At 47.4% G+C, this 24576-nt stretch carries 23 protein-coding genes; 12 read left to right on the top strand and 11 right to left on the bottom strand.

What is annotated here, in order from left to right; genetic code table 11:
• Window positions 1-35: 35 nt before the first annotated feature.
• On the bottom strand, window positions 36-1340 hold the full coding sequence (locus tag FS818_RS26350) for a polysaccharide deacetylase family protein (RefSeq protein WP_186331908.1): 1305 nt from the start codon (window positions 1338-1340) through the stop codon (window positions 36-38).
• A 264-nt stretch (window positions 1341-1604) separates the two neighbouring features.
• On the opposite strand from FS818_RS26350, the gene FS818_RS26345 reads away from it, so the two are divergent.
• The 6 genes from FS818_RS26345 (at window position 1605) to FS818_RS26320 (ending at window position 7692) form a co-directional block, all read left to right on the top strand.
• Window positions 1605-2261 carry a DedA family protein gene (locus FS818_RS26345; protein ID WP_145336214.1) on the top strand — a complete coding sequence of 219 codons (657 nt, stop codon included), beginning with the start codon at window positions 1605-1607 and terminating at the stop codon, window positions 2259-2261.
• Between the two features lie 174 nt (window positions 2262-2435).
• Window positions 2436-3950 carry a spore germination protein gene (locus tag FS818_RS26340; RefSeq protein WP_145336212.1) on the top strand — a complete coding sequence of 505 codons (1515 nt, stop codon included), beginning with the start codon at window positions 2436-2438 and terminating at the stop codon, window positions 3948-3950.
• Window positions 3951-3970: 20 nt separating this feature from the next.
• Window positions 3971-5170 (top strand): Ger(x)C family spore germination protein, encoded by a 1200-nt coding sequence (locus FS818_RS26335; RefSeq protein ID WP_145336210.1) that lies wholly within the window; start codon window positions 3971-3973, stop codon window positions 5168-5170.
• Between the two features lie 6 nt (window positions 5171-5176).
• The gene (locus FS818_RS26330; protein ID WP_145336208.1) at window positions 5177-5413 is read left to right on the top strand and encodes a hypothetical protein; all 237 of its coding nucleotides are present in this window, start codon (window positions 5177-5179) and stop codon (window positions 5411-5413) included.
• A 19-nt stretch (window positions 5414-5432) separates the two neighbouring features.
• Window positions 5433-6542 (top strand): GerAB/ArcD/ProY family transporter, encoded by a 1110-nt coding sequence (locus FS818_RS26325; RefSeq protein WP_145336206.1) that lies wholly within the window; start codon window positions 5433-5435, stop codon window positions 6540-6542.
• A gap of 25 nt (window positions 6543-6567) precedes the next feature.
• Window positions 6568-7692 carry a GerAB/ArcD/ProY family transporter gene (locus FS818_RS26320; RefSeq protein WP_145336204.1) on the top strand — a complete coding sequence of 375 codons (1125 nt, stop codon included), beginning with the start codon at window positions 6568-6570 and terminating at the stop codon, window positions 7690-7692.
• Between the two features lie 112 nt (window positions 7693-7804).
• Here the strand turns inward: FS818_RS26320 and bcp are convergent, their stop codons facing one another.
• From bcp to FS818_RS26300, 4 genes are all read right to left on the bottom strand, one after another.
• Entirely contained in the window at window positions 7805-8269 is a 465-nt protein-coding gene (bcp, locus tag FS818_RS26315; RefSeq protein ID WP_145336202.1) for a thioredoxin-dependent thiol peroxidase, read from the bottom strand.
• A 69-nt stretch (window positions 8270-8338) separates the two neighbouring features.
• Complete coding sequence (locus tag FS818_RS26310; RefSeq protein WP_145336200.1) at window positions 8339-9124, bottom strand: ABC transporter permease; 786 nt, start codon at window positions 9122-9124, stop codon at window positions 8339-8341.
• 4 nt (window positions 9125-9128) lie between these two features.
• The gene (locus tag FS818_RS26305; protein WP_090924537.1) at window positions 9129-9923 is read right to left on the bottom strand and encodes an ABC transporter permease; all 795 of its coding nucleotides are present in this window, start codon (window positions 9921-9923) and stop codon (window positions 9129-9131) included.
• A gap of 1 nt (window position 9924) precedes the next feature.
• Window positions 9925-10971, bottom strand: a complete 1047-nt coding sequence (locus FS818_RS26300; protein ID WP_145336198.1) for an ABC transporter ATP-binding protein — start codon at window positions 10969-10971, stop codon at window positions 9925-9927.
• A gap of 227 nt (window positions 10972-11198) precedes the next feature.
• On the opposite strand from FS818_RS26300, the gene FS818_RS26295 reads away from it, so the two are divergent.
• Both FS818_RS26295 and FS818_RS26290 read left to right on the top strand, forming a co-directional pair.
• Window positions 11199-12239, top strand: coding sequence for an LCP family protein (locus FS818_RS26295; protein WP_145336196.1), 1041 nt, complete (start codon window positions 11199-11201; stop codon window positions 12237-12239).
• 186 nt (window positions 12240-12425) lie between these two features.
• Window positions 12426-13742: a glutamate-1-semialdehyde 2,1-aminomutase gene (locus FS818_RS26290; RefSeq protein WP_145336195.1), complete on the top strand. Its 1317-nt coding sequence runs from the start codon at window positions 12426-12428 to the stop codon at window positions 13740-13742.
• A 68-nt stretch (window positions 13743-13810) separates the two neighbouring features.
• On the opposite strand, the gene FS818_RS26285 is transcribed toward FS818_RS26290, so the two are convergent.
• The gene (locus FS818_RS26285; protein WP_145336193.1) at window positions 13811-15205 is read right to left on the bottom strand and encodes an aminotransferase-like domain-containing protein; all 1395 of its coding nucleotides are present in this window, start codon (window positions 15203-15205) and stop codon (window positions 13811-13813) included.
• Between the two features lie 156 nt (window positions 15206-15361).
• Between FS818_RS26285 and FS818_RS26280 the strand changes: the two genes are divergently transcribed.
• From FS818_RS26280 to FS818_RS26265, 4 genes are all read left to right on the top strand, one after another.
• Window positions 15362-16297, top strand: coding sequence for a DMT family transporter (locus tag FS818_RS26280; protein WP_145336191.1), 936 nt, complete (start codon window positions 15362-15364; stop codon window positions 16295-16297).
• A gap of 161 nt (window positions 16298-16458) precedes the next feature.
• Window positions 16459-17574: a GerAB/ArcD/ProY family transporter gene (locus FS818_RS26275; protein WP_145336189.1), complete on the top strand. Its 1116-nt coding sequence runs from the start codon at window positions 16459-16461 to the stop codon at window positions 17572-17574.
• Window positions 17549-19024, top strand: coding sequence for a spore germination protein (locus FS818_RS26270; RefSeq protein WP_145336187.1), 1476 nt, complete (start codon window positions 17549-17551; stop codon window positions 19022-19024). The genes FS818_RS26275 and FS818_RS26270 overlap by 26 nt, the downstream gene beginning before the upstream one ends.
• Window positions 19024-20178, top strand: a complete 1155-nt coding sequence (locus FS818_RS26265; protein WP_145336185.1) for a Ger(x)C family spore germination protein — start codon at window positions 19024-19026, stop codon at window positions 20176-20178. The genes FS818_RS26270 and FS818_RS26265 overlap by 1 nt, the downstream gene beginning before the upstream one ends.
• 174 nt (window positions 20179-20352) lie before the next feature.
• Here FS818_RS26265 and FS818_RS26260 read toward each other — a convergent pair whose 3' ends face one another.
• The 5 genes from FS818_RS26260 to FS818_RS26245 form a co-directional block, all read right to left on the bottom strand.
• Complete coding sequence (locus tag FS818_RS26260; protein ID WP_145336183.1) at window positions 20353-20748, bottom strand: sensory rhodopsin transducer; 396 nt, start codon at window positions 20746-20748, stop codon at window positions 20353-20355.
• Between the two features lie 288 nt (window positions 20749-21036).
• Complete coding sequence (locus tag FS818_RS29005) at window positions 21037-21204, bottom strand: hypothetical protein (protein WP_186375611.1); 168 nt, start codon at window positions 21202-21204, stop codon at window positions 21037-21039.
• Between the two features lie 217 nt (window positions 21205-21421).
• Window positions 21422-22606: a rhamnogalacturonan acetylesterase gene (locus tag FS818_RS26255; protein WP_145336181.1), complete on the bottom strand. Its 1185-nt coding sequence runs from the start codon at window positions 22604-22606 to the stop codon at window positions 21422-21424.
• 221 nt (window positions 22607-22827) lie between these two features.
• Window positions 22828-23667 carry a carbohydrate ABC transporter permease gene (locus tag FS818_RS26250; RefSeq protein WP_090924547.1) on the bottom strand — a complete coding sequence of 280 codons (840 nt, stop codon included), beginning with the start codon at window positions 23665-23667 and terminating at the stop codon, window positions 22828-22830.
• A 2-nt stretch (window positions 23668-23669) separates the two neighbouring features.
• Window positions 23670-24572, bottom strand: a complete 903-nt coding sequence (locus FS818_RS26245) for a carbohydrate ABC transporter permease (RefSeq protein WP_090924548.1) — start codon at window positions 24570-24572, stop codon at window positions 23670-23672.
• Window positions 24573-24576 lie beyond the last annotated feature (4 nt).

The raw sequence follows: 24576 nt of genomic DNA, 5'->3' as shown, positions 1-24576 counted from the left end.
AGTAGAGAGAATAGTCAGATGAACTGCCGTTTCTTTCAAATTATGCTATAAAAATGCCCGTGCTCCATAGACGTCCAAGGTGGCTCCACGGTGATTACCCACTCACTCTCCTTGGATTGGACTGTATACTGCTTTGCTCCAAGCTGCTCTATTAAATCACCTGCTGACACCCAGATCGTACCTCCACGGCTCTCCATCACAGCCTGAATCGTCAGGCCATTCTGATCATGCAATCGTTTGGACGTCAATGTACCCATCGCCGGGTTAATTTGGACTATGCGATCTCTCCACCATGTGGTCGCAGTACCTGAGGCTTGATCCCAGCTTATACTACCTTCCAGCTTGTTCATGTAACTTCGCAAGGGAACCATTATCGTCTGGTCTTTGAAGCGATATTCGTCCGGCTTGAGTTCGACGGTCATATATCCCAATTCAATTTTGAGCGGTTTGGCTACGATCCATTGCGCGGCGTTTGTGTTTACATGTTTGGCAATCCAGCTTGCGGATGGAGACTGGCGAGACTTATATTTCACCGCAGGTTTGACCTGGAATTGCACAGGTGTGTCCGAAGCCTGCATCACTTCAAAACGATACCCCTTCTGTTTATAGTATTGAATGATATCCGGCAGTGCCTTTACTGTCTCGGCATGCGCACCTCCGTCATGCATCAGCACAACAGCAGAAGACATTCCTGCTGGCACATCTGTTGCACGAGCGACAATGTCGCTAGCCGGCACATTTCTCCGCTTGGAATCACCGCTGTCTACGTTCCAGTCCATGACAGCGTATCCTCCCTTTTTCAACAGTTCAAAATACGTATGGTCAAAATGTCCGTATGTTCCACCAGGCGCTCTGACAAGTGCAGGGCGAAAGCCTGCAATATGGTTAATGATATCTTCCGTACGCTTAATCTGCTGCCAGAACGTTTCAAAGTTCCGGTACAACTCGTTATATTCATGGTTATATGTATGATTGCCGATGGCATGTCCTTCACTTACGATTCGTTTGATCATTCCCGGCATACGTTCCGCTTGCTCTCCCAGCACATAAAAAGTAGCCGGAACATCCTCATCGCGTAAAATATTCAATACCTCAGACGTATGTTTGCCCGGGCCATCGTCAAAGCTCAAATAGACAACCTTGTCTGACGTTTTACTTTTCCCGGCTGCTGCGACAGACGGCACGCTTGCTCCGAACATACCTGTCAGCAGTAATGTAGCAAGTGTGAACCATATAGATAAACACTTCCACACACGTACTCTCCCACAGGAACGAGTTGAAGTTTGCTGCGCCATAAGTTGCCCATTTCGTTGCATCATTTCGTGAGATTCCTGCGCCATTTGTAATTCACCCTCCAGCACTCTATTGAATTTGCTGATAGACTTCAGCAGATTTGTTAGAATTATATGGAGGCAGATCATAAAAAAGACATCATTTCATCTATTATTTGCAACAAATATTTGCAACAAAAACACTTGGCTTCGATACGGGGACATTGATTCTTCATTCGCAATTCGGTAGCATTAGGAAATAACGAACATGAAACGGGCATGTCTCTACCTCGAAGGCCTGATTCATATGACACCACCAGGAGTGTGAATCTATTGGAATTACTTGAGAAGGTCCAGCAGCTATTCGGGTCTTACGGATACAGTGTATTGTTCTTCGGCCTGTTGCTGGAGTTTATCGCACTTCCCTTCCCGGGCGAAACAACGATGGCTTATGCAGGTTACCTGTCCTACAGAGGACAGCTTGATTTCGGAACACTCATCATTTTGGCGTTTCTTGGGACAACGATTGGCATGACTATTACGTATTTTATTGGGGCCAAAGCCGGTATTCCTTTTATCATTAAATATGGAAAGTGGGTTTTACTCAAACCGGACAAGCTGGATAAAACGCAAAAGTGGTTTGCCAAATATGGCAATGGTCTGATATTCATCGGATATTTCATCCCCGGCGTCCGCCATTTCACAGGTTATTTCTCCGGTATTGCCGCGATTCCGTTTCGCAAGTTCGCTCTGTACGCTTATTCTGGTGCTTTATTCTGGGTGGTGTTATTCCTGGGAATCGGCAAGGTGTTTGGTCCTAGCTGGAGCGTGGTATTCGCACTGGCTCATCAATATACGGCATACATTCTTGCCTTCGTTGCATTGATTGTGATCGCTGGCATCCTCTATCGTTACCGTCAAGCCTTGTTTGCACGTTACCGTCGCAAGCGCCCCCCTGTTCGTCAGCGCCAAAAACAAAATGCGGACTAATGATGCGTCCATTGAACCTTAAAAATACAGAAGCCGTGAATATATGGCTTCTTTTTTGTTTGCTTTTATTGGGATATAAAGACCAGATATCCTTTCATTCATATTTTTTTCATAAACTAAAACACTCCCGGTCATACTACTTGCAAATAAAGGATGGGTGAGGGGGAGAAATGGATGGCTACAGATACACAAATAGCACACAAAACGCAGGCCATTCATCCAAATCTGGCTGAAAATATTGCCTACTGCAAAAAGATGATGGGGAATAGCAATGACTTGATGATTCGTCCATTGCAGAGCCTGCACAAATGGCCTTCCATGCTGTTATACATTGATGGGCTCGTCGATACCAAAGTGGTCAATCAGGCCGTTCTTCAACCCTTGATGCAAGAACGCAACCTGCCTGATTTCTCAGCGGACGACGAACATTTAAGTTATCTCCAAAACGACGTTCTTACCGCTAGTGATGTGATGTTCATTGATGACATGGATGATGTGTTGAAAGCCATGCTGGCCGGTGAAGCCATTCTGCTACTGGATGGCTCTACTCGGGGACTCAAAATCGGCGCTGCCGGTTGGGAAGACCGCCCTGTAGGTGAACCCGTTTCGCAAACCGTTGTGCGTGGTCCAATGGAAGGTTTTACGGAAAACTTGCGTACGAATACCGCACTGATTCGCAAGCGGATTCGTGATCCGCAGCTTTGGATCGAGGAGCATGAGATTGGACGTGTCACCAAAACCCGAGTGGCGGTCGTATATCTGGAGCATACCGTTAACGAAGATGTCGTTGATGAGCTTCGCAGACGGCTGGGTGAGATTGATATCGATAGTATTCTGGAGAGCGGGTACATCGAGGAACTGATTCAGGACAAAACCATGACGATCTTTCCGACGGTCTACAACAGCGAACGCCCGGATACGATATGTGCTGCACTGCTTGAAGGGCGAGTTGGCATCATCATAGATGGCACACCGTTTGTTCTGCTTGTGCCTGCATTATTCATGCACTTTTTTCAATCTCCTGAAGATTATTATCAGCGTGCGGATATCAGTTCCCTTGTTCGTATGTTGCGATATTTATCGTTTCTGATCGCCATGCTGGCTCCATCCTTTTATATTGCCATCTCGACATTTCATCAGGAGATGTTACCAACCACATTGTTGATCAGTCTGGCTGCACAGCGTGAAGGCGTGCCCTTTCCGGCCTTCATTGAAGCTGTCCTGATGGAGCTGACTTACGAAATATTGCGAGAAGCAGGGATTCGAATTCCAAGAACGGTCGGACAAGCCGTATCCATTGTAGGTACTCTTGTTATCGGACAGGCAGCAGTAGAAGCGGGGGTTGTCTCTGCAGCAATGGTTATCATCGTTTCCATCACGGCCATTTCCAGCTATGTCATCCCAGAGAACGGATTGTCTATTTCGGTTCGCATTTTGCGTTTTATACTCATGATGGCAGCGGCAGCGTTTGGTTTCTATGGCATTCTGATTCTGCTGCTCATTACGCTGACTCACCTTTGCAGCTTGCGCTCTTTTGGGATCTCTTACATGTCTCCTTTTGCGCCCTTCATTCAGAATGATCTGAAAGATACGCTGTTCCGTGTTCCCTGGTCACATATGAGAACTCGCCCATTATCAAACGGCACTTCAAACGTAACAAGGCAGAAACGTAAAAAAAACAAGCGTTAGTGAAGGCAGGAGAAAAGGTTATGATGAAATGTTTACGTATCATGCTATCCCTCATCGTCATACTGCCGTTACTAAGCGGGTGTTGGGATCGCCAGGAGCTGAATCAGCTCGGGATTATGCTGGGTCTGGGTGTAGATCGAGACGGTGACCAGATCAGGGTTAGTGCACAGGTTGTTGTGCCTCGTGAAGTCGCCAAAGGTCAAGGCGGCAATGGAACACCCGTTACCCAATATCAAGCCAGTGCTCGTACACTGCTGGAGGCTATTCAGAAGCTTACCCAGACAAGCCCTCGTGCCATTTTTATGGCTCATATCCGGGTGTTGGTTTTCGGAGAAGAATTTGCACGTAAAAACGGTATATATGATGTGATCGAAGCTCTTTTGAGAGAGCCTGACGTGCGTCCGGACTATTATGTAATGATAGCTCGTAAAACAACGGCCTCTAACATTTTGAACGTACTCACACCACTAGAAAATCTTCCGTCAGAAAAGCTGTTCAATGCACTCGATATTTCTGCTAAAAGCTGGGCTCCAACGACAACCGTGACCAGTGACAAGCTGATGCAGTATATTCTCACACCCAGCATGTCCCCTGTTATTACTGGTATTGAGCTTGTTGGAGATCAAGAGAAAAGCGGTGAGACCAAAAATGTCCAGAGTATCGAACCTCCGGCTACTCTTCAATTCGCTGGTCTCAGCGTGTTTCAAAAAGACAAACTGATCGGTTGGCTGAATCAGGATGACTCTAAAGGCTACAACTATATTCGTGACAACGTGAAAACAACGATTGGCCCCACCCAATGTCCAAAAGGGGGTTATGTCACGCTAAAAACATTGCGTACCTCCACGGATCACAAAGTCAAAATGGTGCGGGGCGAACCTCAAATCAGTCTGAAAGTGAACACGGTCTCTGTCATTGGTTCCGTAGATTGTGAGATGGAGATCGGTTCAATGGAGGCCATCAAGCAATTGGAGCAACTGGCACAGGATCGGATCGTTGAACTGATGAAAGGTACGGTGAGTCTCGTTCGCAGTAAATATAAAGTGGACATCTTCGGTTTTGGACAAGACATCTATCACAAGTACCCGAAAATCTACAAAAGAGAAGAAAAGAACTGGGACAAGTACTTTCAAAATTTAGACGTCACATATGAAGCAAACGTACAGATCCGTCGTATAGGGACGTTGGATAATTCATTTAATAAAAAAGCCAAGGAGTGAGCACGCTTGCTGCTAACGATTGCAGTTGTCATTGTCGGGTGCCTGATGGGGGTGATTGATCTACCTAAGTTATGGAAAAAGAAGGAATGGAAAGAAATCACCGTCTATTCCTGTTTACTGCTGACAAGCATCTTTTTTGGTATTGTCGCGGTGAATCTATGGGAGTTTCCAAGCCCGCTATACATTATCATCTGGATTTACAAACCCGTGAATCAATTACTGGCCTATATTACAGGGAGTTAGCCAAAAGGGAGTTGACAACATGCTGGAACAAGGTCGCCTTGGCATTAGACAATTATGTATCTTGACCATTTTGATCATTGCCGGTGACATGATGATGATCTACCCCTCGGTTATCGCAACCTTTTCGGGGCAAAATGCTTGGCTTTATGCTTTTATCGGTGTTCCTCTTGGCATGGGGTTGATGTATCTTTTCGTCAAACTTGCAGACACGTATCCCAATGAAAATTTGATAGGCGTATTTCGCAAAATCCTTGGATTTTGGCCAGGTACGGTGTTAGCCCTGTTCTACCTGATGTATTTTATTTTTAGCTCTGCAGCACAATCACGGGTCGTTGGTGATTTCATGACCAGTCAGATTTTTTTGTATACGCCCATTCGGGTTGTGCTTCTTATTTTTGTAATCCCCATCGGTTGGGCTCTATATAACGGACTAGAGAATATAGGTCGAAGCAGTGAAATACTCGTACCTATTATTACTACTTTTATGTTTATTTTGGTGGTCTTTTTGTTGCCCCAGGTACAATTAAACCAGCTTGTACCCTTTACGGACACCACCTTCAGCCAGTTTACGCATGGGATTGTGATCGGTTTTATCTATCCGGTTGGTGAAGCCCTTCCCATTCTGATGATCCTCCCCTATGCAAATCAAGAAGCCCATCGTACTCGTGATCTTATGATATCTGCCGGATTTGGCAATCTGCTCATGGCTATTCTGGTGACAATCTCCATGCTCGTTATGGGACTTTTTCTAACACAGCACACGATCTTTGGTTCATTTGTATTGTCCCAGAAAATCAATATAGCCAACTTCTTTCAACGAATTGAAGTGCTCATGGCCTCGTCCTGGCTGATATCCACCTATTTTAAATCCACCGTTTATCTGTATGCCTTTGTTCTTGGTATCGCTGAACTTTTTCGCCTTAAGAGCTACCATTTTCTCATTCTGCCATGCGTACTGATTGTATATGCGCTATCTAACCTTGTGACACCCAATATCGTTTTTTTTAACACAACGGTCATTCCCTATTGGCTGGAGTGGGATTTAACCGTGAGTCTGATCTTACCTGTCCTGCTGTTAATCATTCATCAAATCAAGTCCAAATTATCATTTAATAAAGGCAGAACTTAAAGATAATCGAAGGAGGGTACAGATCATGCTCATCAAAGAGAGACTTACCGTGCGGCAATTTGCAGTCCTTGCCTTTATGGGCATGATTGGAGATATGATGCTAATCTACCCAACATTACTTACTTACTCTGGAAGACAGAATGCTTGGATCTGCTCGATCGTCTCCCAAGGGATCGGCATGTTGATCTTATGGCTTTCCTATAAGCTGCATCAAGCTTACCCCGGACTTACACTCATCGAGATCTGTTCCAAAGCACTTGGTAAATGGATAGGTGCAATTTTGGCTGCCGCATATCTGTTTTATTTTCTGATGGGTTCAGCTATATGTATCCGTGAAGTTGGAGATTTTATGACAACTCAGGTTTATCTCCATACTCCCATTCGGGCTATCATTCTTCTTTTTGTTATAACCCTAGGTTGGTCCGCACTGAAAGGATTGGGCACGTTCGGTAAAATGGCAGAGATTCTGGCCCCCTTTGTTATGATCAGCTTGATTATCCTAATGCTTTGTTTGCTTCCCAAAATGGAAGTAGCGAACATCCAGCCTTTCTTTGATACTCCCCTGTTTTCATTTATAAGCGGGAGCGTTCGAGGGGCTACAGCTTCATATGGAGAACTCATTATCATCACCATGATTTACCCCTATATCACTCACGGTGTGCATAAGCGGCGAGACCTATTATTAGCCGCATTACTTGCAGGAATCATGCTAACCCTCATACTCCTTACCTCGCTACTTGTACTTGGGGCTGAACTGACTCAGCATAATATTTATGTATCGTATATTCTTGCACAAAAGATTAACATTGGCGGCTTCGTTCAACGAATCGAAGCCATCTCTTCGACAGCTTGGCTTGTGTCTACCTACTTTAAAACTTCGCTATACACGTTTGGATTCATTCTTGGACTTGCACAACTGTGTCGTCTCAAATCTTACCAGCCGTTAATTCTGCCAACGATGCTCTTATTATTCGGTATGGCTATTGTGATTTCGCCTGATGTCCTCTTTTATACCCTCGGTATCATGTACGCCTGGTTCAATTGGGATTTTACAGTCAGTATTGTCATTCCAGCTTTCCTACTACTGATTCACCTTATGAAAAATCGATTTAAACAACGTAATAACACAAGTACACTTTCGCAAAAATAAACAGGCTACATCTCAATGGAAAGGTGTCCATGGATGCAGCCTGTTTATTATTTTTGACCATACACGCTTCGTGCATGGCTCGTTTTATTTTCACAAAATCGGAACCGATGGATTACAGCCCTTTTACCGTGTCCAGCGCCTCTTCGATATGTCCCTTCACGCGCACCTTTGTCCATTGTTTAATCAGCTTGCCCTCTTCATCCAGCAGGAAGGTGGAACGAACAATGCCCATGTACTCCTTGCCGTACATCTTCTTCAGCTGCCATGCGCCGAACTGCTCTGCAACCGTGTGCTCCTCATCCGATAACAGGATGAAAGGCAATCCGTATTTGGCAATAAACTTGTCATGTTGCTTCATCGGATCAGTGCTGATCCCCAGGATGACTGTATTCAGCCCTTGAAAATCCTCATGTCGATCCCGAAAGTCACAGGCTTGTTGCGTACAAGACGAGGTCATATCTTTCGGATAAAAGTAAATCAGAACTCGCTTGCCGCGAAAATCAGACAGCTTCACAGACTCACCTGTGCTTGATGGCAGTTCAAAATCCGGAACTTGTACACCTTCTGCTAAAGTCATTTTCATGTCCTCCTTGGAATTCAAGTTATATGATTCTTCAGATTTGCGTGATGTAATCCCGTAAGCAGGTCATGACCCCGCTCCCCGATACCGCTTCACACCGAAGTTCCACAGGGTAAGCCCAATCGTTGCAAAGACCAGCCCCATAACTGGAGTGAGCAAAGCCATCCGATGCATCTCAGCTCGATCAAGGAACAGCGCTGCCGGATAGATGCCAACAAAAGCAAACGGGATGATCCAGGTGAGCAACACCTGAATGGCTCTGTTATAGATCGTTACCGGATAACGTCCATATCCTTGAATATTGTACATCAGCGGCAAAATACCTGTCGGCGCATCCGAGTAAAAGGATAGTGACGTCAATGTGGTGTAGATGCCCGCATAGATTAGCACTGAACTTAATGCCAATATAATCAATGCAGGGATGTGCCACCATTCCAGCACAAGCCCCATCTCTGCTCCACTGATCGACATAATGATTAACCCGATGAACGACCCTACGAGAGAGGGCGGGTCTACATTTTCCAGCAGAATCTGAAACAGGTTGTGTGCCGGTCTTGTCAGAATGCGATCCATCTCACCTTTGACAATGTAACGCTCGCTGAACCCCCACAGGTTGATGAAACAGCTAAAGATGCCGTATGGCACCATAAAGTATCCGTAAACAAATAATACTTCCGCCTCACTCCAACCGCCAAGGTTGTCGGTATGCCGGAAAACGACAAAGATAAAGATCAGATTGGTCGCCTGAAACAGCAGATCCGAGATAATCTCTACCCAGAAGTCGGCACGGTACGTCAGACGTGTCTTCATGTAATTTTTCAGATATTCCCAGATTAGACCCATATAGTACATTCGCTTATCCCCCTTGCACGAACAGACGCTTGCGCGCCTGCCGCCAGATCAGCACCATGGGTATGAGAAGCAGGACAAACCAGAGCACCTGAATCCCGAGTACATTCCAGATGCCTGTACCTTCCACTCTGCCAGTGAAAACCGAGCCGGGCAGATACGTGATCGCCTGAAACGGCAATACCTTCATGATCGTGGACAACCAGTCCGGGTACAAACTGATTGGAATGATCAGACCCGAGAACAGATCGACGACTACACGTTTCATGCGCATCATACCTTCGTTATTTTCCACAAAAAACGCCGCCAGTCCCGTAATGACATTAATCTGGGAATTAATGATGAAACTGAAGAACAGCATAACGAGAAAACCGATCCATGCCGAAGGCGCTGTCGGAAGCTCCACCGGGAACAGCAGGATGGCAATAATCATGCCCGGAATCATAAGCAACAAGAAGCGGAAAATACCTTCGCCAAGCCCCTGCATCATTTTGACCATCACATAGTTAATTGGCCTTATAAACTGAATCGCAATGGAGCCATCCCGAATGTCGGCGGCAATCTCCCGGTCCAGATTGTTAAAGTAAAACGCACGCGCCATCCAAGAGACAGCAACATACGTTGTCATCTGTGCTGCCGTAAAACCGCCAATCTCTCCGCTGCTTCCATAAATAGCTTGCCACGTAAAGTAATACACGCCAATATTCAGCGTATATATCAAAATGCCGGAATAATAATTCACTCGATACGCGAGCATCGTTAGAAAACGAATACGCATGAAATCGATAAATGCACTGTTCATCTTAGGTAGCACCTACCGCTTCTTTATCTGCCGACACAATCTCCGGGCGCTCAGCCGAACCGGACTGGTAGATACTGCGCACAATCTCATCCGTGTTGGTCTCAATGATCTGAATATCCGTAATATCTGCCTGACCTACCACACGTGCCAGTACATCCGAAACGTTCAGTTCTAGCGGAATCCACACGGAGGCCGACAATTCGTTTTCCACGGTCCACCGCACAGGCATCGCCGCTGTCCATTCCTGCATCTGAGTCATCGTATGGCCTGTACCGAATTTGAACCGAACCTCACGCTCTGTGCCCCACTGGGACTTGAGGTGATCCAGTCCTCCATCATAGATGATGCTACCTGCGTCCAGCATGATGACACGCGAACACAAAGCTTCGATATCCTGCAAGTCATGTGTCGTAAGCAGAATCGTTGTACCATGTTGCTCATTCATGTCTTTCAGGAACTCGCGGATTTCCGACTTCACCACGATATCCAGACCAATGGTCGGCTCATCCAGAAACACAATGCCTGGATTGTGCAGTAAGGCCGCCACCAGTTCGCAGCGCATCCGCTGACCGAGACTGAGCTTACGCACCGGGCGACTCAGCAACTCCTGCAATTGCAAACGCTCGACCAGCTCGTCCAGCCGTTTGCGGAAGTCCTGTTCTCCTACACGATATACTTTGCGTAGGAGATGAAAAGATTCAATGACACCGATATCCCACCATAACTGGCTACGTTGTCCAAACACTACACCAATATTTTTGACAAACTTCTCCCGTTCCTGATACGGAACATACCCACCTACCGATAAATGCCCGGATGTAGGCACCAAAATGCCGGTCAACATCTTGATCGTTGTTGATTTGCCGGCACCGTTCTCTCCAATATATCCGCAGATTTCACCTTGCGGTATCCGAAATGAAATATCATTCACAGCCAATACTTCCTGGTATTGACGTTTGAACAGATCCTGAAACGCGCCCTTCAGCCCACCGCGGCTTTTCTGGACATTAAACGACTTTCGCAAATCTTTTACATCAATCGCCAGCATGTTTATACCTCACTTGGATTTTGTTGAAATTGCTTGTAGCCCAAAAAGAAATTATAATAGTAACAGTCAAAATTCAGCAAGCTTTAAAAATAGTTCGAAGTGGCCTCCTCTGCCTTGAGGTCTGGAGGGAAGGCGAACGGAAAGCTTCGACTTATACGCAAACTCAACGCAACTTTACATGTACTGAAATCGTTTATTTTTTATCTCAAATACAAAGGAGCGCTAGCATGACCAGAAAGACGAAGAGAACCCTATGGATCTCTCTTGCCGCCTTCGTGTTAATTGTTGGAGGGGCAGTGGCCTACTATTTCGGTTCTATTCTTAATCAGTTGGATGGATTGCAGAAGAAAGGCGAGGATTCGCCATTTGCCAATATTGAAAATGTAGAGAAAGTGAAGACACCCGACCCTCCGAAATGGGAAGGTACCGAGACCGTGAACATATTGGTTATGGGTGTTGATGCCCGTGGTCTGAAAAAGGGTGAAGTGCCACGTTCCGACAGCATGATGGTGGTATCACTTGACCCGCTGACCAAAAAGATTAACCTGTTCTCCATTCTACGTGACACGTATATTAATATCGACGGATATGGTAAAGATCGTATTAACACAGCGATTACCCACGGTCCGAACGTAGCCATGGAAGCCGCAAGTGACTTGCTCGGTATCCCTGTTCAATATTATGTGTATACCGATTTCCAGGGATTCATCAAACTGGTTGACGCGGTTGGCGGTGTAGACTTTGATGTCGAGAAGGACATGCATTATGTGAGTAAAGCCGACAACAACGAGTACGATATTGATCTGAAAAAAGGCTACCAGCATCTCGACGGTAAAACAGCCTTGATGTATGTTCGTTTCCGTCATGATGCGATGTCCGACTTCGCCCGTTCGGAACGTCAGCGGGAGCTGCTCAAAGCCGTGACGGCCAAAATGCAGTCTACGACAACGATCGCTAAGTTGCCTTCCATCTTGGAACAAGTTAGCCCGTATGTCGATACCAACCTTACACTCTCCGACATGTGGAAGCTGGGCGGGCTTGGTTATCAAAGCAGCATGAATGGCAGTGAGCAGGTTCCACCAATGAACTTGTTGAAAGAAGAACGCACCCCTGGCGGTGCACAAGTCTTGACGGTGACCAGTGAAGAAAAATTAAAACAGCATGTTCAAGACATCATTCACCCGCCAGCCAAGACGGAAGACGAAAAAGCCAAAGAAGACAAGACCGCCAGCGGTAATGAGAAGAACACACAGCAACCGGCAGAGTAAATGAGCCGGTAATACAGCTCTGAGCTAACTTGGTATATACTATAACGATGATCTCATTCATTCTCAGAAGGGCAGCCTATATGCTGCCCTTTCGCTATGCCTGTTCGCCAAAGTATGCGAAAATAATCATATCATGCTATTGTTTTGCTGGTTTAAACTAATGGAATTACGAAAGGAAGTTATCTCATGAATACACGTACGAACTCGGAGTTGTTATATACAGAAGCGCTGGAACATATTGTAGGCGGCGTAAACAGCCCTTCTCGCTCATTCAAAGCGGTGGGCGGCGGGGCACCCGTTTTTATGAAAAAAGCGCAAGGCGCCCACTTCTGGGATGTTGACGACAACAAGTACATCGACTATCTCGCGGCATACGGACCGATTGTGACTGGACATGCCCACCCTCATATTACCAAAGCCATAACGGAAGCAGCTGCCAATGGTGTCCTGTACGGTACACCAACGGAGCTTGAAATCAAGCTTGCCAAAATGCTGAAAGAAGCGATCCCGTCCATGGACAAGGTTCGCTTTGTGAACTCCGGTACAGAGGCCGTGATGACGACGATTCGCGTCGCTCGGGCATATACGAAACGAAATAAAATCGTGAAATTTGCCGGATGTTATCATGGTCACTCCGATCTCGTACTGGTCGCTGCAGGCTCAGGCCCATCTACGCTTGGCATTCCCGACAGTGCAGGTATCCCGACCAGCATTGCTCATGAAGTCATTACCGTTCCATATAACGACCTGGATGGTCTGAAGGAAGCGCTCGAACGTTGGGGTGACGATGTAGCTGCGGTTATGGTAGAGCCGATCGTTGGTAACTTCGGTATGGTTATGCCAGAGCCAGGTTTCCTGGAAGGTCTCTGTGCAATGACACGTGCGAACGGTTCACTTGTTATTTATGACGAGGTTATTACCGCTTTCCGTTTCCACTACGGTTCCACTCAGACGTATGCCGGATTGGACAATCATGCGGAGATTGAACCTGACCTTACTGCACTTGGGAAAATCATTGGCGGCGGCTTGCCGATCGGTGCCTACGGCGGACGTAAACATGTCATGGAGCAGGTTGCTCCACTCGGCCCGGCGTATCAGGCCGGAACGATGGCTGGCAATCCAGCCTCCATCTCGGCGGGTATCGCTTGTCTTGAAGTACTGCAAGGTGCTGGCGTATATGAAGAAATGGAACGTCTCGCCATCGATCTGACCACTGGCTTGCAAGCTTCCGCGGACCGTCATGGCATTGATCTGACGATCAACCGCATTCGTGGCGCGTTCTCCACGCATTTCTGCAATCATCCGGTGACGAATTATGATCATGCACAAGACACGGACGGCGAACGCTTCGCGTCCTTCTTCCGCCACATGTTAAACCGCGGTATCAATCTGGCTCCTTCGAAGTATGAAGCTTGGTTCCTGACCACCGCTCATACGGACGAAGACATTGCTGTCACGCTCGAAGCGGCTGAAGCTTCTTTTAAAGCAATGGCACAGGAGTAAGAGTTGGAGCCGGCGGCAACATCATTTAAAATTCAAGATAGACCAGCCCATTAAAGGCTGGTCTATCTTCACGTTGTTGATCTGATCTGCAGCTTCAATATCTCCTCCCGGATGATCTGCATCCCCTCTGCAATACGCTGTTTCGGAACATTAGAGATGTTCAGTCGCAACATCTGATCCGTAAATGCGCGGTACGTGCCTTCGGGATAATATCGCTCTGTTGTATCCGCAATAATTCCGCGGTTCTGTAAACGGGACAGCAAGGTACGGACAGGTATATTCCCTGGTAAAGGGAGGGCGGTATGTTCTCCGCCAGTTCGTGGCGCAATACGAAATGGTTCGAAATCGGAATAAGCCTCCAGCTGTTCTTGCACAACTTCCATCCGCGCGGCATAGCGGCTACGAATGATTTTGCGATGGTGAGCAAACATTCCGCTATGAATGTACACCTCGAGCGCAGCTTGAGATAACAGTGAGGTGTCGATATCCAGCATTCTTTTCATTGAACCGAAAGAGGCGATCAAGGCCACAGGCATTACGGCTACACCCATACGAAGTCCAGGGAACAGAATCTTGGAATAACTTTTCAGATAAATAACGCGGTCATGTGTATCATAAGCCCATAAAGGATCTTGTCTCGCGTTGTCCTCCAAATCGGCCAGATAGTCGTCTTCGACCAGATAAACATCATATCGCTGTGCTAACCGAAGAAGTCTCTTCTTTTCCGCCGCCTTCATGGAAGTCCCGATCGGATTGTGGAACCGTGGGATCACATAGAAAAACTTGATATCCCCCTCCGCAAACTGGCGTTCAAGTGAATCCCAGTCCAGTCCTTCACCAAACGTTCTTCGTACACCAGCAATCGGTACGTTCAAGCTCTTCAACAAGGTAGGCATATTGTGATATGTAGGCAGTTCCACCATGACTTTGGTTCTTCCACCGGGAAAGGGCATCAAGGCCAGCGCCGCAAGCGCCTGCTGCACACCCGATGTGATGAAAAACTGTTCCGCTCGCGCAAATATCTGATAATCCGCAAACTGTTTCTGTAATAGCTCAATCAGCGAGGGCAATCCTTGCTGCGTGCCATATAAAAAAAGCTCATCTTGCTTCTGTTTCATCGCCACTTCCACGCAATGCCGAAAATCCGCATAAGGAAATACCCTTGGATCAGGAGCCGCGGACGCAAAATCTAGCGGCTCTTGCCAATCCATATCCTGTATACCTAAGCCGTTCTGAACGGCATAATAACCGGATTGGGGCACGGCGTACACCAAATGTCGCTGTTCCAACCATTCATACGCACGAATCGCTGTACTCACACTGCATTGATATTGCTCCGCAACACGGCGAACCGCTGGCAACCTTATTCCTTTGTCATCCCACTGGTGGCTTCCCTGCTGAACCATTTGCTCCTGTATCCACTGTTGCAATGCATGAGCGATTACCTCATATTTTTTCACCATTCCACCCCTTATCCACAAAACTGTACCGGTACAATCGTTTGTTTTCTGTATTGTAGCACAGCGGATGTAGAAGTATATTAAATAAGGCTAATATGTTCCATCGCTTGATAGGTAACAGTAAATCTAGTTCATATCGCATTACTGGAGGTAAAAGGAATGAATACTACACGCAACCGAACCTACGCTTATATTGCAGCTGTTGTTTACGCCGCCATTATCGGACTATCTTTTTTATTTGTTAAAATGACCGTTACTATTGCTCATCCCCTCGATGTGCTCGCACACCGCTTCGCTCTGTCACTCATTGTGGTCAGCATTCCTGTGCTGTTCGGCTGGATTAAAATCAATCTCCGTATAGCCGACCTGTGGCGAATCATTCCGCTAGGACTACTCTCGCCTGTGCTCTTCTTTGCCTTTCAAGCCTTCGGACTGGTAACCTCCAATTCTTCGGAAGCGGGAATTATTCAGGCGATGGTGCCTGTGTTCACCCTTGTTCTGGCCTCGGTCTTTCTGAAGGAACATACGTCTATTGTGCAAAAAATGTCTCTGCTCCTTTCTGTCGCTGGTGTCATCTTTATCTTTGCCATGAAAGGCAGCGGCATGTCGATGAGTAATATGCAAGGCATTGTGCTACTGGTTCTATCAGCCATCAGTTTTGCAGGATACGGGGTACTGGCCAGACCACTTACTCGGCAATATAAACCGCTGGAACTGACCTGGGTGACCTTAATGGTAGGGTGTGTTGTGTTTAATGCGATTGCACTAATACGCCATGCATTTACGGGCTCAATGGCTGATTATGTTCAACCGCTTGGAGATCTGTCCTACCTGAGTGCACTCGCTTATCTGGCTATCTTATCTACCATGGTATCCACCCTGCTGTCCAGCTACGCCTTGACTCATCTGGAGGCTTCACGTGTCAGTGTGTTCAGTAATCTGTCTACACTCATTTCCATCGCAGGCGGTGCACTGATTCTACATGAGCCTGTTCAGAGTTATCACTATGTAGGTGCGATTCTGATCATCATCGGTGTACTTGGCACCAACATGAGTGGTCGCAAACGTGAGCTGGTCAGTCATGCCAAAGCATGATACCCGTCATGCCAGAAACACCGCAAAAGGAACAATGCTCGAAATGCGTAAGGCGATGATTGTACGGTATTTCGATTTGATGATATAGAGATCCTGTATGAAGCTTCCCAAACACGTTAACACTGCTGAGGATACTCTACTCTGAAAGGGAGTTCCTCAGCATGAAGCGTACGCAACCTTCGTTCTTGCAAGCCATGATGTTAATCATGTTATCCGTAGGCCTTATCAACCATGTATTAATTATTCCATCTCTTCTGAGTGCAGCCAAAAGGGACTCGTGGATTTCCGTGCTTTTATCGACCGGACCGCTGGTTCTTTTTGCATGTATGCTTGCTTTTGTCTCCCGCTTCTTACAACATCAAAATCTGCATGATTGGCTGTCTTCTCATCTCGGTAAACCCGTGGGTTTGCTACTGCGGGTGGGAAACAGTCTCTTTTTTCTATGTACCATCTACTTTACGTTACGTGATACCACCACTTGGGCCAAAACGAACTATCTGACCGAAACGCCTGTGATCGCTACAACGATCGCACTCATGACTTTATGCGGATATGCTGCCTATAAGGGCATGCGTTCGCTTGCCTTTACAGCCGGACTGATTCTGCCGCTTGTCGTGCTGCTCGGTTTCTATGTTGCGATTGTCAATTCCCCGTACAAAGATTACAGCCGGATGTTGCCTGTGTTGGAGCATGGATGGTCACCTGTAATTCATGGCATGGTGTACTGTCTCGCGGGCATGTTTGAACTCCTCTTCCTCTGGTACATTCAGCCTCACCTTGCCAATCGTATCAAGCTATGGCAGTATCTAATGCTTGCGCTTATTATTATTGGTTTGACCGCAGGCCCGCTCATCGGGGCAATTGTAGAGTTTAATCCGAACGAAGCGGCCAAAATGAGGTATCCGGCCTTCGAAGAGTGGCGCATCGCCTCCTTGGGCAAATATATTGCGCAGACCGATTTCTTTTCCATCTATCAGTGGCTCGCAGGTTCATTCACCCGGATTAGTCTGGCCATGTATATTGTGGTAGAAATTTGGAATATTAAGAGCACTTCCAGAAGGATGGTCACTTGTGCGTCTTTGGCTACATTTTTTATTCTATCCATGCTATATCCTCTGGACGATATGACTTTCGTGAAAATTTTGGTTGATTACATCTTTCCATATAATCTCGTGTATCTGAGCGGATTTGCGGTTCTGGCAACGATCGTTGCCTTCATCCATTCACGCCAGCAGAGGAGGAAATATCACCATGGAGAAGAAGAAACACCCGATTGACACAACATCCTATGAAACCATGCTTGCCTCCCTGAGAAAAAATTTTGAATCCTGCGCCGATGTGGTCATTCAGACATTTTCTGCCCAAGATGAGACTGTTCGTTCTGTCATTCTGCTCTATTGCGACGGGCTGGTGGACAGTAAACAAATCAATCAATTTATCATTCCACGGTTAGAAAAACATACATTGATTATGGAAGAGGCTGTACCCAAGGAGCTTGGGTTAACCCTGAAACCCATAGATGATATTTCTGATCTCCAAAACATAAACATGCTTCTGTTTAGCGGGCAGCTTCTACTTATTTTTGAAAATGGTGTACAGGCTTGCAGTCTGGATATTGCCAATATTCCGGGACGCACCCCAGAAGAGTCTGCCATCGAGACATCCGTAAAAGGACCGCGCGACGGTTTCACCGAAGAGCTGTCCACGAACATCGCCTTGGTTCGCAAACGATTGAAAACATCATCCATGTGTTATGAGAAAATTATAAAAGGAGACCGCACACAGACAACGATCGGTCTCTTATATGTAAGAGATATAATTAACCCCGAAATTCTAGAGACTGCTCGTAGCAATCTGAATCAGATTAACGTCGACGGAATCATGGGCACGTCCATCATGGAACGCGCGGTCATGGGAGGCGTGCGAAGCATCTTTCCGCTTACAGATAATTCTGAACGTCCGGACTATGTCGCAGACTCTTTAATTAACGGACGCTTTGCTGTGCTCACGGATGGGTCACCTGTAGCCGTCATCGCACCGACAACACTGTTCAATCAGTTAAAATCACCTGAAGACGAGAGCACTCCCTTTTTCATCGTGACCTTTGAACGGATATTACGAATTGCCGGGCTGCTCATTGCCTGTTTTTTTCCGGCCTTCTACATCGGTCTGACCAGCTTTAATCTGGAGCAGATTCCACTGCCCCTGCTCGCAACGATCGCAGGAACGCGGATGGGATTGCCCATGCCGGTTACGCTTGAAGCTTTCCTAATGATCTTTATGTTTGAACTGTTCAATGAGGCTGGAAGAAGGCTACCGCGTGCATTGGGACAGACCGTCAGCGTAGTCGGTGGCTTAATTATCGGGGATGCAGCCATTCGTGCCGGAATTACATCTCCCACTATAATTGTCACGGTAGCGATCTCCGTCATCTCCAGCTACATTCTGGTGAATACGGTTCTGGGGGGAGCCACATCCCAGGTTCGCATCGGAATGTTAATTGCTTCTTCGATCTTGGGGTTATTCGGATTTATGGTTGCTCTGTTTGCCCTGTTAGTTCATCTCGTATCTCTGGAGTGTTACGGCGTATCCTACCTCTCCCCTGTATCCCCTTACATTCCAGGAGATTTCACACAGGCCGTATCGATGCCACCTTCCATGACACGCACCAAACGCCCAGCTGTATTACGCACACAGGATTCTACCCGCCATAAGGACAAACCTTGATGAGATGGACTTGCGTAAGTAGCATTGTTGCAGTTTGTGTCATGCTGCTGACAGGATGCTGGGATTCCAAGGAAGTGCAAAGCATTAACTTTATTACAGCCATTGGCATCGATTATGCGGATAATCAATATACGACGTACGCCCAGTTAATCGATTTTTCCAGCATTGCAAAGCAGGAAGGGCCGACACCAAGAGAAGGTAGTCAGATCTGGATTGGAAAAGGCACCGGCACAACGTTAAGTATGGCAATCAACAATCTGTACGAGACATCGCAGCAACAAACGTTGTGGACTCACGTGAAAGCAATTGTGCTATCCAAAAATGCGTTGGAAGGGCGACTGGAGGATGTTTTTAACACGTTACTTCATTCCGGACAACTGCGATATACACCATGGATCTATGCGACAGAACAAGATCTGTCCACTTTGCTCTCTCCCTCCGCGATCCTGAACCAATCGGCTCAAACGATTGAGTTGTTCGAACCGATGAGATTGTACAGGCAGCATTCCGGGTATGAGCCCATTCGCCTGCATCAGTTACTTGATAGTCTGAGAGAACCTGCATCTGTGGTGTTGCTGCCTTCCGTTTCCACTAAAAATCAGACATGGCATAACGGCGAAGAGACCCCGCCGCTAATTCGAATGGATGGATTTTACGTCGTGAGCAATGGAAAAAGTCAGGGGAAAGTCTCTGGTGCCGAAGCAGACGGCACCCGTTACGTGAATTATGACCATGTGTACCAATATCCGCTGTATGTTTATGGGAAGCATGGCAGTACTCCTGACCTTACACTGACTCTTCACAAACCCAAAACGCGTATAAAGGCGAAAAAAAGTGCTAGCGGTATCACCTTTGATCTGTTCACTTCAGTGAAAGGTTCGATTGCTGAGGATCATGGCTCTTTTCGTTCTCCCCGTGTAATGGAGCAAGAGGCAGGCAAGCAGATGGAAGCTCAAATTCGGAGCACATTTGCCACAACCAAAGCACGGAATGTAGATTCATTCGGTCTTGTAGAGCATCTCTACCGGCATCATCCCGATTGGTGGAGAGCTGAGGTTGCCCAGCGGGCAGAACCTCTTGCTCGTATTCACCTCGGCAAAGTTGAGGTCGACGTGAAGATTCTAAATGCCAGTACTTATAAATATGGGGAGTAAACCGAAGAGCAAAGACCTGTAAACCGGCATCAAACCAGATGCAGATTACAGGTCTTTCTGTGCTTGGTCAGTGCTTGGTCAGTGCTTGGTCAGTGCTTGGTCAGTGCTTGTTAGCGTGGCAAGATGATTAAGACAACGCACAACAATCATTTATTTTTTGTTGGCTCACTTCGTTTATGCCAAAGGGTACGCCATGACACTCATTAAGGCCAGTTCCGGCTGGGTTGTATCCAGGCGGCTGTACTGAATAATGACGGGTACATTACTTGAAACCGTGATGGCATAGGGTACACCGGAAGGGATGCTTTCTTCCCCGGCACGTAGCGATGCGGTACGGATATGTTTTGTTCTTTTAGCCGGGACTTCAGCTTGGATATGTTCCAGCGGATCGCGGTCTTCAAAGTAAATTGTAATCTCCAGCGTTGCATCCTCACCCTCCGTGTTTAACACACAGATGCTCTCATGACTCTCCAGTGCACCTGAGCTATCCGGCGGGATGTACCCGTCTGGGATAACCCAGTACGTATGACCGTGGGATGAGGATTTCGGAAGGCTTGATTGATCTGACATGATTCTCCTCCTTTCGCTCATTGCGAAGATGGTGCTAGTTAAAACCTATTACGTGGCTCGCGGGCGGACGCTCGGTGGGCGGATCGGGCTTTGGGCCGCTGTTGGTCCGGGATTTCTTCTATTCCCCTCCAAGGGGGAAATCCCGTGCCAAACGCGGGCGCTTTGCTCCCTTTTCCCGATTCCGCCCTCCTCGCTGCCTCGCTCACCCTCTACTGCTTTTAAAAGGCATGGCCTTCGCTTCGTTGGGCCACTTTTTGCGCTCGTTGCTTCGCTGAACTCGCGTTTCATTTAAACCCCTCGGTGGCTCGCGGGCAGACGCTCAGTGCGCGGATCGGCTTTCGGGCCGCTCATTGGTCCGGGATTTCTTTTATTCCCCCTCCAAGGGGGAAATCCCGTGCCAAACGCGGGCGCTTCGCTCCCTTTTCCCGATTCCGCCCCCCTCGCTGCCTCGCTCACCCTCTACTGCTTTTAAAAGGCATGGCCTTCGCTTCGCTGGGCCACTTTTATTGCTTGTTGCTTCGCTCAACTCGCGTTTTATCTTTTAACAGTTGCAGCTGCAGTTTAAGTTAACTCTCAGACGCACAGGACTTAAAATCCTGCGGTATCAAATCTCAGTAACTTAATAATTAGAACCTCACCAAAACAGTTTGTTCCTTACCTGCTACTTTTGCTCTTATCTGAGGTACATCTGCAATGGCTGTAAATGCAGTTCGCGGATGGCTTCGGTCACCTGCTCTGCCAAGCGGCGTGCGCCTCGCTCCTGAAAATGTGTGTTATCTTCCATCCCTGTGGGGAAGTTGATATACTCGCCGGGTAGCACCCACATAAAATCATCTTTGGTGCCTTCTTCACCCGCCTGCTCAAACATCAGGCGGCTACGTTCAGCGAGATCGATTAGCGGCACCTCTTCATCGGCCGCAAGTTGACGCACGGCGGTAATATAATCGCCGTGCGTATCGGTCAATGTGCCATCTTCCGCAAAGTATCGGCGATGCACAGGCGTGATCAGCACCGGACGTGCCTTAGCCTCGCGTGCGGCATCGATATATTTTTTCAAATACTGCTTATAGGTGGTGAAAGGATCTGTCCCCCGTTCCGGGTCAGGCTTCTCATCGTTATGTCCAAACTGAATGAATAAAAAGTCATCCGGCTTCATTCGCTTCATGATCGCATCCAAGCGGCCTTCATGAATAAAACTACGGGAACTTCGCCCTGACTGTGCATGGTTATCCACGGCCACGTCATGTTTGAACTGTGCAGGCAGTAATTGTCCCCAGCCGCAATACGGGTATCCGCTCTCCGGCTGATCCGTTACCGTTGAATCCCCCGCGAGAAACACGGTCATCGTTTGATTAGCCAGCGTTATTTCCAGTGCATTGATCCGAGGTGCAGGTCCCGAGAAGGTGAGGCGAAGCTTTCCCCTGCGAACCACAACGGCAAACCGCATTTCTGCGCATTGCCCGGCCACCGTGCGAATCGTGGGTAACATCAGACGTCCTTCTCCCGCTTTGACACGCGTGATTGTATCCGCAAGCGCATCTCCGGCAATCAGTAGCACCTGATACGTCCCGTCGGGTACATCTAAGATAAATGATGCCTTCAGCGGAATGCAAAAGCTCGAACGCAAGCGGGCAGACATTGTTGCCTGCCCTTGCGGAGGATAAACCCCTTTTGAAGAAGGCGACCCAGCTTCCTGCTCTTCAACCCGCTGCTTTTCATACACCAGCGAACCTGGTTCGAATCCGAATCCTTGGCTCTCATCGTATATCGTTGTAGACGAAACAGCCACATAGTCATCTGCTTTTCTTACATTCGTATGGATGCCTTCTTCGTAAGCTTCCTTATCGGGATTCCTCATGTTTAAAGTAGATTCCGATATGATTTCTGATCTATGATCAGCTTGAGCCATGATAGGACCAAAACTAAACTTCCATGAGGCACTCTTTTGATCAACTTGTTCTATTTGTTCTGTATGTTCTGCGTTTTCCAAGTCTGCTGCATCCACTAATTTTTCTCCTCCACGTATTCTTATTAGTTTGATGCGACCTTGATTTGGGAATGTTCCGATATCTCACCTCGTTACCCCTTCAAACCACTCGTGCTCATGCCTTGCACAATCTGTTTCTGGAAGATGAAGAATACAGCCACGACCGGCACCAGACTGACAATCGACATCGCGAACATCGCGCCCCAGTTGGAGGCAGATTCACTATCGAGGAACATCTTGAGCGCCATCGATACCGTATACTTGTCAGGCGAGTTCAGATACAGCACCGGCCCGAGCAAGTCTTCCCATCTCCAGTAAAAGGAGAAGATTGCCGCTGTTGCCAGCGAAGATTTGATCAGTGGCATGATAATCTGGATATAGAGCCTGAATTTGTTACAACCATCAATGGTCGCAGCCTCATCCAGTTCTTTGGGAATCGTGCGAATAAACTGAACCATCAGGAAGATGAAAAACGGCATTCCGAAGAATGTAGGTACAACAATCGGCAGAATCGTGTTCAGCCAGCCCAGCTTGGTAAAGATAATATACTGCGGAACCAGTACGACGTCATGCGGCAACATCAGCGTAAGCATCATCAGCGAGAACCAGAAGGTACGCCCTTTGAAATTCAGTCTGGCAAAACCAAACGCGATTAGGGACGAGGACAGCACTGCCCCAATCGTAGAGATCACCACTATGATCAGTGAATTGGTGATGTAATCCATAAACGGCCGTCCAGCCGTTCCTTTCCAGCCATCCACATAGTTTGACCAGATCCATTCGGTAGGAAACAGGCTTTCAGCCGTCACAAAAATCGTGCGACTCTCCTTGAAAGAACTGAATAGCATCCACAGCACCGGGTAGAGCATCAGGAGGGCAAGTGCGGCAACGAACAGATGATAGATGGGCCATTTTACATTTCTCCACACCATGATTACTTCCCTCCTTCAGATTCATAAAATACCCAGAACTTGGATGTCAGGAATACAGCCGCTGTAAGCACACCAATCATGATCAACATGACCCAAGCCATGGCAGAAGCATAACCCATGTTGTTAAACATAAATGCCTGGCGGAACAGATATAACGAATAGAGCATCGTTCCGTCCATCGGGCCACCCTCCCCTTTGGAGATGATGTACGCAGGCACGAAGGTCATAAATGCACCGATCGTCTGCATGATCAGATTGAACAGCACGATTGGACTGAGCAATGGCAACGTAATGCTGAAAAATTTCCGAACCGGATTCGCGCCATCCACCCCTGCAGCCTCATACATCTCGGGAGAGATGTTTTTGAGTCCTGCCAGGAAGATCAGCATCGACGAACCGAATTGCCATACGGACAGGGAGATCAGCATCACAAGCGCCGCATCCGGGTCACCGAACCAACTGATCGGCCCAATGCCGATGGCGGTCATCGCACTGTTAATGACGCCTTCGTTACTGAACAGGTTACGCCACATAATGGATACGGCCACGCTGCCGCCGATGATGGAAGGCAGATAGTACAATGTACGATACGTTCCCACCATACGAGAGCCCGTGTTCAGAATCATTGCGACAAAGAGGGCAAAGATCAGCCTTAACGGCACCCCGATGAATACATATAAAAACGTAACCTTAACCGAATTCCAGTATTTCGGATCATCAAAAAACATCTTGGTATAGTTGTCCATCCCGATCCATTTGGGAGAGGTGAACAAGTTATAACTCGTAAACGACATGTAGAGGGAAACAAACATCGGGATGAGCGTGAATCCCAGGAAACCAATAATAAATGGGCTGATAAAAGCATACCCCGTCAAGTTTCTGCGCAATGAAGAATACTGCCTCAATTGG

Origin of the sequence: Paenibacillus xylanexedens, assembly GCF_007680605.1 — a bacterium.
GTDB lineage: Bacteria > Bacillota > Bacilli > Paenibacillales > Paenibacillaceae > Paenibacillus > Paenibacillus xylanexedens_B.
The sequence above is the reverse complement of the archived record's forward strand: the minus strand, read 5'-3'. Positions and strand labels throughout refer to the sequence as shown.